12 protein-coding genes are annotated in these 14808 nt (G+C 52.0%); 5 read left to right on the forward strand and 7 right to left on the reverse strand.

Annotation, left to right across the window (positions count from 1 at the left end; genetic code table 11):
* Positions 1-84 precede the first annotated feature (84 nt).
* The 5 genes from FS806_RS14625 (at position 85) to FS806_RS14645 (ending at position 4161) form a co-directional block, all read left to right on the forward strand.
* A complete protein-coding gene (locus tag FS806_RS14625) occupies positions 85-1077 on the forward strand; it encodes a phage baseplate protein (protein ID WP_144937880.1) in 993 nt (330 codons plus the stop codon).
* Positions 1078-1525: 448 nt separating this feature from the next.
* Entirely contained in the window at positions 1526-1840 is a 315-nt protein-coding gene (locus FS806_RS14630) for a PadR family transcriptional regulator (RefSeq protein WP_144937925.1), read from the forward strand.
* Entirely contained in the window at positions 1840-2415 is a 576-nt protein-coding gene (locus FS806_RS14635; protein WP_144937883.1) for a hypothetical protein, read from the forward strand. Before FS806_RS14630 ends, FS806_RS14635 begins: the two co-directional genes overlap by 1 nt.
* A 16-nt stretch (positions 2416-2431) precedes the next feature.
* The gene (locus tag FS806_RS14640) at positions 2432-3412 is read left to right on the forward strand and encodes an ATP-binding cassette domain-containing protein (RefSeq protein ID WP_144937886.1); all 981 of its coding nucleotides are present in this window, start codon (positions 2432-2434) and stop codon (positions 3410-3412) included.
* Complete coding sequence (locus FS806_RS14645) at positions 3409-4161, forward strand: ABC transporter permease (RefSeq protein WP_144937889.1); 753 nt, start codon at positions 3409-3411, stop codon at positions 4159-4161. Before FS806_RS14640 ends, FS806_RS14645 begins: the two co-directional genes overlap by 4 nt.
* A 404-nt stretch (positions 4162-4565) precedes the next feature.
* Here FS806_RS14645 and FS806_RS14650 read toward each other — a convergent pair whose 3' ends face one another.
* From FS806_RS14650 to FS806_RS14685, 7 genes are all read right to left on the reverse strand, one after another.
* Positions 4566-5534, reverse strand: coding sequence for a helix-turn-helix transcriptional regulator (locus FS806_RS14650; RefSeq protein ID WP_144937892.1), 969 nt, complete (start codon positions 5532-5534; stop codon positions 4566-4568).
* 221 nt (positions 5535-5755) lie between these two features.
* Positions 5756-6625, reverse strand: a complete 870-nt coding sequence (locus FS806_RS14655) for an SDR family oxidoreductase (protein WP_144937895.1) — start codon at positions 6623-6625, stop codon at positions 5756-5758.
* A 518-nt stretch (positions 6626-7143) separates the two neighbouring features.
* Positions 7144-8358 carry an MFS transporter gene (locus FS806_RS14665; RefSeq protein WP_144937901.1) on the reverse strand — a complete coding sequence of 405 codons (1215 nt, stop codon included), beginning with the start codon at positions 8356-8358 and terminating at the stop codon, positions 7144-7146.
* Positions 8359-8417: 59 nt separating this feature from the next.
* Positions 8418-9539 (reverse strand): Gfo/Idh/MocA family protein, encoded by a 1122-nt coding sequence (locus FS806_RS14670; protein WP_144937904.1) that lies wholly within the window; start codon positions 9537-9539, stop codon positions 8418-8420.
* Positions 9540-9567: 28 nt separating this feature from the next.
* Complete coding sequence (locus FS806_RS14675) at positions 9568-10365, reverse strand: sugar phosphate isomerase/epimerase family protein (protein WP_144937907.1); 798 nt, start codon at positions 10363-10365, stop codon at positions 9568-9570.
* 1227 nt (positions 10366-11592) lie between these two features.
* Positions 11593-13482 carry an endonuclease MutS2 gene (locus tag FS806_RS14680; protein WP_144937910.1) on the reverse strand — a complete coding sequence of 630 codons (1890 nt, stop codon included), beginning with the start codon at positions 13480-13482 and terminating at the stop codon, positions 11593-11595.
* A gap of 579 nt (positions 13483-14061) precedes the next feature.
* The gene (locus FS806_RS14685) at positions 14062-14685 is read right to left on the reverse strand and encodes a TetR/AcrR family transcriptional regulator (RefSeq protein ID WP_144937913.1); all 624 of its coding nucleotides are present in this window, start codon (positions 14683-14685) and stop codon (positions 14062-14064) included.
* Positions 14686-14808: the final 123 nt, after the last annotated feature.

The following is a 14808-nucleotide window of genomic DNA, read 5'->3' on the forward strand; positions in this document are numbered from 1 at the left end:
GAAGTACGGTAGAGTTCTAATTTTTGGGTACGTTTTCGGGGGCAATCCAATGATATTAAAATCCATTGTTAAGGAGGAATCATGATGCTGCCAATCCAATCGTTACGTCTTACTAAAAGACAACTAAGAATACTTACTTGTGTGGCCGCCGCATTAATTATGCAGATAATGACGGTTTTGCCCGCCTTTGCTGCAGCTCCTCAGAAAACGGTAAGCGCTTCAGCGACACTCGCCTACAATCTCAAAGGACTTCAGCATAACTTGGTTGTTCAAAAAGCTTACATCGCTTCAACGTATATTTATGTCACTCAGCGGTCTGGAGGTACGGTCTATCTTTCAAGATTGCGCATCAATGGAAAAGACGCCACATTCGTTGATAAAATGACCATCACCAATGCGGGTCATGGCCAAACCCTCGATATGTATACTTACAATGGTCAAAATTACTTCTATTTCAGTTCAAAACAGGATCCTGCAACAACGTATAACTGGTCGCTTCAAGTAGCAAGGCTGCAGTACAAAGCCGGCACGACACTCGATTATACAGACCTTCATCGGTTCACCTATATGAATTACGCCAATAAGACCGGTACCAGATTAGGGACGACATACCGTGTGGATGGCGGAGGCAACAGTACCCATACAATTTTCCGCGTACAGACGAAAGAAGGAACCGTGACTTGGTCCATTTATGATACGGTAGCGCTGAACAAGCTTCTGGACAGCAGCAAACAGGTGCGTTTGGACAGTGCGGCAGCGAAAAGCGCCTGTGTTTACAGCTTCACGCAGTCGGGCAGTGGAATCATCAGGCCGAACGGATCTTTCCAAGGAGTAGACATGCTCGGCAGTACAAGAATCTTTACATCAGGCGGCGCGCATGGCGATACTCCGCAAATTGCGATGATGTCGAACACCGGAGCATACCGAGCTCTTGTAAAGATTACCAATGTGGGGCTCAAAGAGATAGAAGGAGTTCAGACGAAAAACGGCAACGTTTATTTCACCATAGTAACAGACCCGGTAAACAAAAAAGATACGCAGAAAATTTATTACGTTCCTGACAGCATATTTAATTAACCGCTAAACGAATCAGCCCCCGAAAGCTGTTAATAAATAAAGTTAGATTAGCAAACCGATGGATAGTTAAATCGATTGCCCGGCGTAAGGCCGGGCTTTGTCACATGATTGCCAACAGAAAAATGAATGACCACCGCCTGAATCAAATGCGTTGTTATGGACTCCTTATTATTCGGATATCTTCCGCAGCAGACCCCCCCCAACCCGAAAACCCGCCATCCGGTAAGCAAGAAGATGTTCTGATGTTTCTGTCTTGCCATGCACAAGGTCGCCTCGTACCAGAGGCGTTATTGAATTATTGAGGAGCACTTATTGAAAATAACAACTTAATTGAAAAGCTTATTGACAATTTTCACTACTCTATGTTATTGTGTAGCAGTACTCAATAACATTGATTACCTACGACGTTGAGTACCGTGGGGGTGGTATTCTGGATAATCTAAGCGAAATGCTCAAAGGCGTCTTGGACGGCATCGTCCTGGAGATTATAAGCCGGGGCGAAATATACGGATATGAGATTGCCAAAAAGTTGCACGCCATGGGATTTGAAGGGCTTGCGGAAGCGACAGTCTATGCTCTACTGTTGCGGCTGGAAAAAAACAAGCTGGTTCACATCACGAAAAAACCTTCGGAAATGGGCCCCCCCAGGAAGTTTTACACGCTCAACGAGCGTGGGTTCGAGGAACTGGCATCCTTTTGGGCGAGATGGGAATTTCTTAATGGGCGCATCCAAATGTTAAGAAAACATGGAGGTGAAAAATAATGAGCTTTAGTCGTGAGGTACAGGAAAAAATGAACCAATTCGCACAGGAACAATCCCAGCACTATTTGGATGAAGCTGAGATGACCTACATGGAGAAGCTGCGGCGGAAAACCGGCCAGGCCAAAAACAAGCTCTTGAAAAAGCTTGCCAAGTTCAAGAACCGCTCGGAGACATCGCTTGAAGCGCAAAACGATATGATCATCTACATGAGCGATTACATGAACGATTTGATCGCGGGAGGATTATCCGAGCGGGAGGCATTGGAACGTGCGAAGGCGGATCTTGCATTTCGCAGTGAAACCGCGAGGTCTTCCGATTTGCAGGAGCGGTTTGAGCGGTACTTTGAAAACCGCGATCCGGCCGATTACGAAGCGATTGGGCTGTTCTATGCAGGTTTTTTGTTCCTTGGCTCTGCTATCGGGGCGCTTGTCGGATTTCTCGGCAGCGGCGGGCGCGGCAACTTTTTGGCCGGCGGTTGGATCGATACACTAACCGGCGTTGTCGTCGGCGCTGTCATCGGAATAGGAATGGGGCTTATAAGCAACGCCATAATTACATTGAAAAAGAAAAAATAAAGTGAGGGTTGATTGTATGCCAAATGCCATTGAAATCGCCGAGCTAAGAAAGAGCTTTGCGGTCAAATTAAAGGGCCGGACATCCACGGTTGAAGCGGTGCGCGGAGTCACGCTATCGGTCAAGAGCGGCGAGATCTTCGGTTTTCTCGGTCCTAACGGGGCCGGGAAAACGACGACACTTCGCATGCTTACGACACTTTTGCCGGTTGATGGAGGGAATGCGGCCATTTGCGGATACGACCTTGTCCGCCAGCCGAAAGAGGTGCGGCGGCATATCGGCTATGTCGGTCAGCTTGGCGGAGCGGACATGGAAGCAACCGGACGCGAAAATCTGATCCTTGCCGGAAGGCTTTACGGGATGAACCGCCACGACGCGAGAAACCGCACCAACGAATTGCTTGATGTTTTCGAGCTAACCGAACTGGCTGATCGGGTCGTGAGGACATATTCCGGTGGGCAGAAGCGCCGGCTGGAAATCGCGCTGGGCATGATCAACCGTCCGAAAGTCCTGTTCCTGGATGAACCGACCACCGGGCTTGATCCGCAAAACCGCGCCAATCTATGGGAGCAAATCAGAAAGCTGCAGGAAGGCGGCACAACCATCTTCTTGACTACGCATTACTTGGACGAAGCGGATGCCTTAAGCGACCGGCTTGCCATTATGGATTACGGGAGGATCGTGGCGGAGGGCACGCCGCTTGCTCTCAAAAATCAAATCTCCGGCGATGTCATTCAAATTCGACTTTCTAACGAGGAATCAGAACAAGCAAAATTACGTTTGGAAAAGCTGAGTTTTATCCATGAAACCCGGCTTGAAGGCGATAATCTCTATCTTTATGCCAATGACGGAGCTCGGACACTGCCCCGCGTATTCGAATTCTTGGAGACCGAAGGCATTCGAACGCAATCGATCACCATATCCACGCCGTCCCTTGACGATGTATTTCTTAAACAGACAGGAAGACTGCTACGTGATGTTAAGGAGGGAATCGCATGAACGTGGCTTCTGAGACAGGACTGCTTTTCAAACGGAGAATGATGGAACAAATCCGCTCTCCCATATGGTTATTTATGGGTTTCACAACGCCTTTATTGTATCTCGCCTTGTTCGCGCCTCTTCTAGGCGGGATTCCCAGCGTGGGAGAAACAGGTGTTGCCAACGTCTTTGTTCCCGGCTTGCTGGCTTTATTTGCATTAAGCAGCGGCACCGGTATTGGCTGGACCATCATCCACGAGCTGCAAACAGGGGTTATTGAACGCTTCAGGGTTTCGCCGGTCAGCCGCTTTTCCCTGCTAATGGGAAACGTGGTGAAAGATGTTGTCATGTTTTTGCTGCCTGCACTTATTGTCATCATTATTTCAAGCTTTGCCGGATTTCAAATTCACATTGGCGGGCTTGCTGTCTTGTTGGTTCTGCTTTGCCTATTGACGGCTGTCGTGTCTGCCGTAAGCAGCAGTTTAGGACTCCTATTCAAAGATATCGGTACATTAGCCGCTGTTGTCACCGGATTGCAGCTTCCGATCATGTTGCTGGCAGGCGTTTTACTTCCCATTTCTTTTGGGCCGACATGGTTGCAAGTTCTCGCGCACTTAAATCCGCTGTATTATGTGGTGGAAGCTTCTCGCGTATTGGCCAGCGGCACCATTTGGGATAAGAATGTATTTCTAGCGTTCGCCGTTATGATACCACTGCTTGCGATTACCCTTGGCTGGGCAACGAACGTTTATAGAAGAGCCGTTGCATAACTACAATGGCTGATTCCAATCCCAATATTATTTGTTATCAGTCTACATTCAAGCAATTCCTACACTTCCTACACGGCTCTCTCACTTCTCACCATGCGACCAGTCTTCATAACCGTCTACTAAAAACGTCTCTTTCTTGGGAAGGTGGGCGCCGATTAGTCCACGTCTTCCGGTATTTCCTGCTGTATGGCGATCGTTGTTTTTCCTGAATTCGGGGACAATAAAATGATTTGCAAACGGGAAGGCTTATCCCGCTCCGGTCATTTCACTGCATACGCAGCCTTTGAAAAGGAACCACTACGGTCGTCCTGCCGGATACGCCTTCCTTGGATGCAAATTCCTGCCCTATTCGTTCATTGCTTCGGGTCACCCCAACCTTTAATCAGGGATTGCCCCGGGCAGCATCACGATTCCTCCGTATTCTCCTCACTATATAACAACACAATGCCCTGTGCTTGAGACAGCAGGCTGTCACGAAGCTCAGCCGGCTCCAACACCTTCACAAGAGGCCCATATGCGAGCAATATTTCGCAAGCAGAATCCAGCGTATGGAATTCTACCTTCGCCTCGATCCAGCCGTTAACCTCGGGTCCGGTATGCAGCAGCTTCATATAGCGCTGGCGGGAAGCACGTGACAGCGCCTGGGCGCTGAGCCTTAGCCGAGTCGGATATTGAGGCAACCGTTCCCGGAATTGTCGTGTGGATTGCTCCCACCAGGCGGCCAAGTCGAACGAATCGGGGCGTTCGAAGAACTCTTCCAGCATCCGGGCGCTCTTCATGCGGGAGACCCGGTAGGTTCGCAGCTCCCCTTCCACTGCTGCGACGAGATACCATATGCTGCTCTTGGCCACCAAGCCTAGCGGTTCAACCGTCCGCTCCACCGCATCCTCCTCACGCTGATATTCGAAGTACAGCTTCTTTTCCTGCCAAACCGCTTCTTGAACGGTTGGCAATGCCGCCAGGGATTCATCCGACGGATGCCAACCGGCGCCATCCACATGAATGCGCCGGCGAACGAGCTCCGCATCCTCGCGAAGCCGTACAGGGAAAGAAGCCAACAGCTTCTGAAAGGCGTCCTCAAACACGCTGCCGAGTCCCAAATCCCGGAGCAGCGAGGAAGAGTGGGCCAAGAGCAGCGACTGCATTTCTTCGGTCTTCATCCCGGTCAGTTGAGTCCGGTATCCTTCGGACAAAGCCCACCCTCCGTTGGCCCCCCGCTCGGCAAACACCGGAATTCCGGCTGTGCTCAAGGCCTCCATATCCCGATGGATGGTGCGCTCGGATACCTCCAATCTGTCCGCCAGCTCCTTGGTAGTCAGCCGTCCATAATTCTGGAGCAAAAGTAAAATAGATATTAACCGGTCCGCTCTCATGCTTTCGCCCCCCTCCTGCGATCGGTTCTCCCCCGCTGGTCAGCCGAAGGAACATAATTTTAGAGTTTTCAAACTAACGTTTCTTAATGAAGACCGCACCAAGATCAGACCTCAAGCGCTGGTACTTCAAGATACTTGGTGATGCTGCGGCACTCCGCGATACCGCGACACTTCGAGACAAATGTGGACCGACAAGCGTTAAAATGATTCTTCCGCAGCCCCTAGAAGCCTTGCTCGGCGGCATAATTCCCCCAATGCGGCCGGCTGCCGTCCCGGTCGGTAAATCCGTATTCATCCGAGAGCGCCCAGGTACTCAATGCCTGTCCGGATTTAAGCGCCACTTCCGGATCGGAAGCCAGCGCCGCCACTGCCCGGCCTATGTAAGCCGGAGTTTCGGACATGAGAAAATGAGGATCGATCTGACCGGCTTCCCTCCAGTTGTCCTCGGTCACGCCAAAATGATCCAGCATGGCCTCCGAACGCAGGAAGCCCGGAGTCAGCGCCAATGCCGTAACGTTGTACGGCTTAAGCTCCGCCGCCATCGCTTGGGCAAGATGGATGACCGAGATTTTGGCCAAGCTGTAATACAGATTCCCCCGATAACGGTAATCCGTGCCGTCCGTTATTTCTATAATCAGTCCCTGCCGTCTCTCAATCATCAGCGGTGCGCCATAGTAGCTGGTAATCATGTGGGAATGTACGGCCCGCCGCTGCATAAGCAGGCCGTTATCCAGCGAATGCTCCCAGAACGAGGTGTTCCATTCGGATAGCGGGTCTCCGCCCCACACATCATTGACCAGAATATCGAGACGACCCGATTGTTCTCTTCGGACCCGCTCGAATAAAGCTTTCACCTCTTCCTCCACCGTATGATCCACACGAACGGGAATTCCTGTCCCGCCGCCGGCCGTCACTCTGTCGGCTGTTTCCTCGATCGTCTCCGCCCGATTCATATCGGATAAACTTCCCCGGGCACTCCGGCCCGTGCAGTACACCGTTGCTCCGGCTTCCCCGAGCGCGACTGCTATTCCGCGTCCCGACCCGCGGGTCGCACCGGCCACCACGGCCACTTTTCCCTGTAATGGCTTCATTTCTATTATCGCTCCTTCTCCGGCAAGAGTGCAAAGTGCGGTGATTCACCGAACTTTTCAATTTTCGCTGCCTTATCCAAGAGTAACAGACTTATATGACATCTAATGTCATATTAATTTATATTTCTATTACGGAATATACATGGAGCCGATATTGGCCTGGAGCCTGTCCATAGAGGTCCCCGTTAGCCGGATCGATGGAGCAATTTCGCTGTCGGATGCGAAGCCTTATCTGGCGGAAGCCAATTCCCGGTAATCGGTCGGCGTCAGGCCGGTTTGGGAACAGCACGAGGCAGGCCGGGACAAATTTTTGTCGCATAAGCTTTCCTCCTTTACTGAATCGGGTTGGATTCTTTCATCGGGCCGGGCTCGGAACCTTGAAAATATTTAAATTTCGGGACATATTTAGTCCTTCAAGGACTATTTACGTCCCATATACTCCGGGCAAATCCATGACGGATTTGCCTTCCTTCACAATCACAATCTTTAAATATGGCAGATCCTTCGAAATCGCTTGCCTATACAGCCGCGCTGTGCGTACCGCTCGTTCGCGCCTCCGCCTTGCGGATCATGCGCCACAGCCAGACAAAACCGGCTGCTCCGAGCAAGGAAACGACCGCACTGATCGTATACATCGGAGCGGGTCCCAGATTCTGAAACATCCATCCTCCTATAAATCCGGCCAGTATGCCCGAAATGCCTCCCCAGGTAAGGGCAAATGCCGCCTGCCCGGTCGCGCGGTACTCGCTTGGAATAAGATGGGCCGTCAGGCTCGTTCCGACGTAATAGTAGCCGCCGAACGTAATGCAGTGAAGCACCTGGATCCATATAATTTGCCAGGGCCCGGCCGCAACCGCCATGAGCAGCCACCGTAAAGCGAACAGCAGGCTGACCGCTGCCAGACAGGCGACCATCGTATTCGTCTTTTTCTTGAGGAAGCGGTCAAACAACAGAAAAACCGGAATTTCGAAAATGGCGGAGAAGAAGGCCGACCAGCCAATTAGCGTTTCGGAGCCGCCCAAATCCGAAATATAGATGGAGACGAAGGTCGAATTCATCGAATTCGGCACGGAAATGAGCACTCCCAGCAGAACGAATATCGTAAAGTGGGGATTGATAAACACTTTCCCGTACCCGCGCCCGTCGAATTTGGTCGGAACTTCGGCGACCTGTCCTCGCGGCAGTCCGATCGTAAAGGCCAGTGTGATCAGCAGCATCACACTGTAAATGATCCACAGCCGGTCAATTCCTGTCCTCTCGATTACCGGCCCGACCGCGACCGCCAACAAAGCCCAGCCGAGCGAGCCCCATAACCGGAAGGTGCCGAATTTGTACCGCGTCCCTTCAATCGTATTCAAGATCAGACTATTGCTCTGTGAGAACAGCGGCGTCTGGAAGAAAAAGAACACGATCATGACCAGATATATGACTCCAAACGATGTCGTATGGAACACCGCCTGCACGGCCAACAGATTCCCCAGCAGCAGGATAATGATGACGCGCCGAAGATTTTGGAAGCGGTCGCTTAAGTACCCCCACATCGGGTTGGCAATGATCGACACGAACGGTCCGCCTGCCATCAGCATGCCGATTTCCATCCGGCTCAATCCCGCCTTCATGAAATAGAAGGGAAAAAAAGCGAATAGCACCGCAATCGAGCCATATACGAAAAAGTTATAGATTTTCAACTGAACCAGCGAGCGAGAGCTTGCCGGCCGGACCGTATCCGTCATATGCTACTCCTCTCTTTCCCGCCGAATTTCCGAGGAGAGAAGCGCCCGTGTTCCCATCCTTATACGGGAATGGACAGGGAAACGGAACGCTCGGCTACCTCCTCAGCCGTTACTTCGCTGCCAAGCGAATCCGACAAATAAATCCCTTCGCTGATCAGCATCGTCTGGAGCGCAATATCTGCGGTGGGCAGCAGCTTGACCCTGCCCTGCAGCGCAGCGATCCAATGGTGCTGGGACGAGTCGTAAGCGTCTTCATTCTCCCTCAGCCGGTGCCAGCGGAGATCCATCATGTTCAAATCGACGGTGCTGTCGAGGTCGATGTCGCATCGGGTTGTGTAATACGAGAACTTCTGGTCCCCCGGACCGTAGGCGGGCAGCCGGATTCCTCCCTTCGAGCCGATCACGGAGCCGCCCTCGAATCCGCCCAGATGAACCGACCACGCTTCGATAATATCCATCGTCACGCCGCCGGCAAAGCGGACGAAGCCCAGTCCCAATTCCTCGACATCGAAGCCGCTGGCCGCTTTCCTGTGAGCGTCCATGTCCATCTCCTGGTACGTCTTGCCGGATATTCGCTCGACCTTGGGCAGATCCAGCAGATACAGCATCTGAGCAATATGATAGACGCCCATATCGAAGATGGCTCCGCCTCCTGCCGTTTCCTTGCGGGTGAAATAGGCGGTTCCGAAGCCGTCCACGAACGGCCGGTTTCTTCGGCGGAATCCGGTCGCCCGGGCATGGTACAGCGATCCGAGCTCTCCTCCGTCGATTAACGCCTTCGCCGCTTTAGTCTCCTTGCGGTACAGCGTACCCAATTGGATATGCAGCATTTTTCCCAGTTCCTGGGCCCGGTCCACCATCCGCTTGCCGTCGAAGTAGGAGCCCGCAATCGGCTTCTCGCAGTAGACATGCTTGCCTGCCTCCATGGCAGCGATGGACACAGGAGCGTGGTAATTGTTATGGAGACATACATCCACCGCATCGAGATCGTCCCGCTCCAGCATTTTCCTGTAGTCGGTATATACGTGCGGATCGCCGTATTTGTCAGCTACCGATTTCGCTTCGGCTTCGTTAATGTCGCATACGGCAACGACCTCCGCTCCCGCCAGCTTCGAATAGTTTTCCATATGATTCTTGCCGATGAGTCCGACACCGATAACCCCTATCCGAATCGTCTTCATGCCCTATTCCTCCGTTTCTTTTAAAACTTCACTCCGCCTCGCTCGCGGCCAATACCCTCTTGACCGAAGCCAGCAGCCACTCGACTTCCCCATATTGGTTGTTGGGTGCGTTGTACTCGACCGCCCAATATCCGTCATACCCAGCCGCTCTAAGCATCCGGACCTTCTCCACCGCTTCCGGGCCCGTCACCGTATGGGCGGAGAAATGCGTATGAACCGTCCAGCGGGCCACCATGGCATCCCCCTGCTCCACATCCTCTCGCCACCTGCCGATATGCAGCAAAATTCCGTAGCTCGGATGATCGACCGCCTCGGCTATTCTCGCCATCGTGCCCGGCACGAGCGAGGGGCCCATATGGTTCTCTGGACCGATCAGGAATCCGTTATCCTTCGCAAACTCGCAGTACTCGCGGAACCGGTTGACGATATATTCGAACTGCTCTTCGGTGATCTCCGTCGTTTCGTAGATACCCGTATCTATCCGGACCGTCTGTGCCCCTAGCGCGGCCGACATCTTCAGATGATCCAGCGCGTTCTTGTGCAGCGCTTCCCTTTCCACCGGATCGGGGTCCCAAATATGCGCTTTATCGATGGCAAAATTAGCTAGGATTAGCTCCCTTTCATCGAGCGCTTGCCGAATTTTCCGTATGTAATCCTCGTCAGGCACCCTGCAAAGCTCGCCCGTACCATCCGCAAAAAAACCGTTCCACAAATCGACGGCATCCAAGCCGTAACGGTATTTGACCGTTTCCAGATAGCCGAATACATCCATCGTTCCTGCCCGGAAAGAATTACAGAACGAATAGCCTCCAACTGACAATTTCATGATAGTGCACCTCTCTTTCTTCCATTCCTGCACTTGTAAATTAAAGTTGAACAAGCCTTGGCCTACCTTTTCCCGTTGATCATTTTCCGTCGAGCAGCAGCTAAATGGGCAACATTGCCTTTCCTCGTCGACACCTCCCAGTTTTTGGATTATTGCCTTGGTTTGATTATAACCGCTTACAAGCCTCTCTCCTATCCCGGAAATCCACAAAATTATCTGATTTTTTAAGCACAATAGAAAATGCGGACAGCTCAGGTCCAAACTGCCTGGAGGCACATTGGTAAGGGAGACGCGGATGGCTTGAAACTACGCAATCGTCATGGGCGTGGCGTCTAAATGGATATAGTCCGGCTATTTTGCTCCTATGAGGTTAAGAAAGAAAACTTACTGGAAAACCCCCAGTTATTTACTGTGAAAAGAGCTATATCACTGCAAGTCACCCATTTTAAAAGGCAGTCTGCAGCTAGAATTTCCATTTAGACCCCCATGCCTCTGGCCGCGGCACCATCAGATGGTGAAAATGGATGTATTTTCAAGATAGAATAGAGTTGAACTGCTTCAATAGTGTGAAATTTGAAAACTAACTGGATTTCATACAGTTAGATTTCTATATTCGGAAGAAATATGGAAACTAACTGGAAAACCTACAGCTAGTTTGTGCCAAAACAGCCGTTTCGCCCAAAGTTGCCCATTTTAACTGTAGTTTATCCAGTTAGTTTGATCATTTTCGCCCATTCGCTTGAATCTACCTGTACAAAATACAGTTAGACGCGCCATTCCGTTTGCATGGCACCAGCAGACGGTGAAAATAGACGGATTTTCCAGGTAGACGTGCCATTCCTCCGCTTGCAACGATGCCTGCAGACGGTAAAATAGACGAATTTTCAAGGTAGTTAATTCATTTTCTACTATTCGTTTGAATTTACCTACATACAATACAGTTAAATCACCCACCCCCTACTGCTTCTTCTCCCCAATCGCCCGGCAACCTGTTCTGCAACCATATCTATCGCCGCCTTCGCACGGACGCAAACAACCACGTCCAATTTGACGTGGTTGTTATTGTTTGTATGCGTTCAGTCTTCAGCTTTCAATATGCCCCGGTACTGACCGCAAAACGGTGTGGCCTTACATCTGAGTCCATGACCGCTGTATCACCTTGACAGAGCAATGGGCACGGCAGCGGCTGCTTTGGCGAGTACTCGAGGCCTTCCCTGCTTTCAAGTCTTAATGCGACTCCTCCACGGGGAGATCCAGCGACAGGAACCGATGGTGGATGGTCAGCTTTTTGCCCATCACCTGGACCACTGCCTCCTCCTTGGCATCGATCAACTGCTGTATCGTTCCCGTACACTTCAACGGCAGAATCCATATGCTGTCCCCCACTTGCAGCGGACGGTTAGCCGCCGGCTGCCGCCGATCGGCTCCAGGCTCCTGACGAAGGCTTCCCGACCCGGCCGCTTGTTGGGGCCGTACTTCGCCTTGAGAAGCGTCCATACTCCCCTTCGCAATCTCCTCTTCATCGTCATCCGGCAGCGGAATGAATTCCACTACGCTGCCCGCTTCCGGCCTCTCGCCGCTCCCGTCTGCACGGCCTGCAGCCGCGCGTTCCTCCGCCCTGACGACCACATGCTCCGGCAGCCCGAAGCGGCGGGCGATCGCGAAGGCGAAGCTGTCGCCGGCCTCGCCGATTTCCAGACGATACAAGGAGCGCAGCGTCTCCGGATCGAATACCATGCGCGCATTCGTGCATCCCGGAGTTTGTGCGGCAAAGCGTTTGATCTCGTTGAAGTGGGTCGTCGCCGCTACGAGAGAACCGCGCCGCAGAAATTCTTCCAGCAGCGCGATCGATAACGCGATGCCTTCACCGGGATCGGTCCCGGCCGCCAACTCATCCAGCAGCAGCAGCGAGCGGCCTCCTGCCACCTCCAGCATCTCCTTGAGGTTGGCCATATGAGCGGAGAAGGTGCTGAGCGAGTGCTCGATGCTCTGTCCGTCACCGACATCGGCCATCACATGCTCGAATATCCCGAAGACCGTTCCTTCCCCGGCGGGGATCAGCAGGCCAGATTGCACCATAAGCGTCAGCAGGCCGATCGTTTTGAGCGTGACCGTCTTCCCTCCTGAATTCGGCCCAGTGATGATGAGCTGCCTCCACTGCCGTCCGATCGATACGTTCAACGGCTTGCATTCCTTGCCGAGCAGCGGATGCTTCGCATCGACAAGCTTGATGACCGGATGAGCGGATAGCCGAACGCGGATGCCGTCCCAGTTGCGGGACAGCTTGGCACGTGCGAATATGAAGTCTAGGGAGGCCATGACCTCCAAATTCGCTTTCAGCTTGCTGCCTTGGCTTTCCACCATTTCCGACAGCTCGGAGAGCACCATCATCCGCTCGCGCTCCTCCTCCGCTTTCCACATCTGCCATTCGGTATGCAGCTCGGCTACATCGGCAGGCTCAATAAACAAGGTCTGTCCGCTCGCCGATTCATCCCATACCGTACCCGGCACCTGCTTGCGGAAATCCCGCCTTACCGGAAGCACATAGTGCCCGTGGCGTTGGCTGACCAGGTGCTCCTGCAGCGCATGTTTGTATTTGCCCAATGTCTGGCTCACCTTGCGTTCGATCTTGGACTCCAACAGCACAATGTGGCGTCTGGCATCGGCCAGGGCCGCGCTGGCCTGATCGGTCAGAGCACCATTGCGGATGCAGCGTTCCAGATGCTCGCGGAGCGCCGGGCATTCATTCAACGAATCGCAGTAGCGGCTGATGGTCGGGGCAATCTGCCGCTTAGCGTCCATATAACGTTTCATCTGTCCTACCGTGCTTAACCAGCCAGTCAATTGGCCGAGTTCCTTCTCATTGTAGATTCTTCCTCTGCCCAGCGCAGCCAGGAACGGTTCGATCCCTTCCATCGCCGACAAAGGAACGCTCGAGCCCGCTGCAAGCAGGGCGGCCGCCTCCGATGTCTCCTCCAGCCATTCTCTGACGACGGCCTCGTCCGGGCTTGGCTGATGCTGCTCGGCCAGGCTTCTGCCTCCAGATGAGATGGTGAAAGTGATCAGTTGATTTTTAATTTTGTCATATTCCAGTCGCTTCAAATTCATTTCGTTCATTGGTTCATATCCTCCAATAATAGTAATAAGCCTAAGTCGGCAGAATGCATTCAACGGTGAAAACCACTGCTATACCAAGGATAAACGGCTGCCACCGTCCTTTGGACAGGCGCGTTTACCGATGAAATACAAGAACAGGTATACGGTGAAACCAACTTATACTTCCATATATTTGCAAAAAAACAGGGATGGGTAAGAGCATACGCTCCCCATCCCTGTCATAGCGGTACGGCAAATACGATGCGGATCAAGTCCGGCACCTTCCGGGATCTTGTCTCGGACGAATGTCCCGGACCCTGGCTGTGCCCAAACATGCATCGTTGGCCGAATAAAAAAAGCGTGCTTCGAAGAGCACGCAATTTTATGCCGTCTGCAGGCGGAAATTGTCATGTTCTTAACTCAAGAGATCAGCACGATGAGCATCACGAAAGAAACCTGCTGAAATAGCGTTCAGCAAGCAAAACGACTCTGTTCATCATGACTGAATTATCCAATTACGAGTTAAGAACGATCACCGACATCAAAATTTCCCCTTACACATTGAGTTTACGTTAATCATACGGTATTCTTTCGATTTCGTCAAGTATCCCGCGCTTGGTCAGGTACCGTTATGGAGCCTTCCGCGCAGATAGAATCGAGATGTTGAGTCAGAACGGCTTTAATCCGCTCTTTATTCACCCGATGCGGCTCCAACAAGGCATGGATGGCTATCCCATCGATCAGGGCGTACAGCTTTTCCGTTTCGATTTCTTTGTCCAGGTTGTTCCGCAGCATGTGATGGTGGTCCATGTAATCGATCAGCTTCTTCATTCCGGCATAAATTCCATCATGCTGTGCATCAAGCACATCGTTCTTGTGCCTTGTATAGAAGGTGAACGCAAACCATACCTCCATTTCCGCCATCTTATTCTCATCCAAGGGCACAAGCTCCAGCATAATGTTCAAAATCTTGTCTTTCGGAGGCAGGTCGGACATAGCGATTTGTTGAATGCGCTCCGTCGCCCGATCCTTGACGAGTTTCATTGCAAAGACGAGCAGCTCATCCTGGGTTGAGAAATAATGGCGCAGCGCGCCCAAGGATAAACCTGCTTCTCTGGCAATATTTCTTACCGTCGCCCCCTTCATCCCCTGATTTAAGATGACCCGCCAGGTTGCTTCCGCGATATGATTTCTTCTTTCTTCATGATCCACTAGTTTTGGCATGCTTTTATTATACCGGACCCTAAAGTTTTACACAATTTATTTAATACTGGACAGTCAAAAGTTCTACAGCATTAAGAAGCGAGCGAATCGGCGTCAATATCAGTCGTTTCCTGCTTGGATTGG

The organism is Paenibacillus sp. 32O-W (assembly GCF_007679495.1).
Lineage (GTDB): Bacteria > Bacillota > Bacilli > Paenibacillales > NBRC-103111 > Paenibacillus_L > Paenibacillus_L residui.